At 64.2% G+C, this 1,429-nt stretch carries 1 protein-coding gene; it reads right to left on the bottom strand.

The features are described 5' to 3' along the window. Window positions 1-124 precede the first annotated feature (124 nt). Window positions 125-1,309, bottom strand: a complete 1,185-nt coding sequence (locus AB0G02_RS40170) for a hypothetical protein (protein WP_360805778.1) — start codon at window positions 1,307-1,309, stop codon at window positions 125-127. Between the last annotated feature and the right edge of the window lie 120 nt (window positions 1,310-1,429).

Here is a 1,429-nt window from a genome sequence, read left to right as displayed (position 1 = left end):
GCCATGACTCCATCCTCTCAAGGAATGAAGCCTCCACCACAACCGGAGCGCCTCAGAGCTCTTATACCGCCTCCACCTGCATGGATGGAGTTCTCGGCAGGTACAACGTCGAGCAGCGCCAAGATCAGGTGGGTTTACGGACCAGCCCGGTGTAGGCGGCAGCGGCGAGAGTGGCCAGGGCCCAGAGCATGGCTTGGAGCGCCCATAGTGCGTAGGTGAAGGCTTGACCGAGTTGGGTGGTGGTGTCCAGGTCGCAGCGGGCACGCAGGCCGGTGGTTCCGATAGGGAGGCCGCGGTCGATGCCCAGGCCGAGCAGTTCGGCGGTCGAGCAAGGTACTCCTGGGCCGATGGCCGGAGTGGCGGCGGGAGTGGTGACGCGTTCCGCAGCGTGGTGACCGAGGCGGGTAGGTACTTGCCCGGCGAGGTAAGCCATGCCGCCGGACAGAGCCAGAACCACGAACAAGGCGACGACGAGGCGGTGGGCGCGGTAGCCGTAGCGGCCCAGCCATCCCCACAGTTGGTGTCGTCGCTGCCCCAGTCGTCCTCCGAGGACTTGAGGGGTGCGACGGCGCAGATCGTCCTGCTGGGTGATGAGGATCTGGCGGGCGCTGCCGTCGTGCCCGGCGGCTCGCTCCACCGAGGCCAGTTGTTGGAACGGCTGTGACCGGTAGACAGCGGTGTGGTGGACCAGTAGGTGTAACCACTGCTGCCACGTCGCATCGTCAAGGCGGGGGAACGTCAGATCGCGTACCGCCATCTGACGGTTGGCATCCGGACAGGTTCGGGTCCCCGACTCCGGTTGCCCGTGTGGGCAGACCGCGGTAGCAGGAAAGATCAACTTCCCTTTTACCGTCACCTCGTTCAGGGTCATCAGCAACCCGAAGTCGTTGACCACCTGGGTGTCCACCATGTTGAGTTGTCCGCCGATGTGAGCACCGGGCAACCGTAAGGCGCCGTGTTTGTGGGCACCGCGAATGGTGGCGCCGTTCAGAAACAGGGTGCTGTCGGTGCGCAGGCGGTCGGCGTGCAGGGCGGGTCCGCTGTGGTTGGTGATCTTCGTGTGGCGGAGTTCAGCGGGGCCGCCGATATGGGCGCTGAGCAGGCATACCGCTCCCTTCTCTCCGACGCCCGACATGGTGGCTCGGTTCAAGAACAGGGTGCTGTCGGTACGCAAACCGTCAGCGAACACAGCAGGACCGCTGTCGTTGGTGATCTCCGCTCCGTCGAGGGAAACCACGCCGCGGATGTGAGCGTTGAGGAGACGTATCGCGCCGCTCTGTCTGTCTCCGTGCGCGATGACTTGGCGCATGGACAGGTCACCCTCGGTGCTTAGACGGGACTTGACCCCAGATGTTGGACACCAGACACACTTGGATCCTGACGATTCGGGTGGACAGGAGTCCCGTTCAGATGGTGATGAAGCATTACC

Source organism: Actinosynnema sp. NPDC023658, from assembly GCF_040639995.1.
In the GTDB taxonomy this organism is placed as follows: Bacteria; Actinomycetota; Actinomycetes; order Mycobacteriales; family Pseudonocardiaceae; genus Actinosynnema.
The sequence above is the reverse complement of the archived record's forward strand: the minus strand, read 5'-3'. Positions and strand labels throughout refer to the sequence as shown.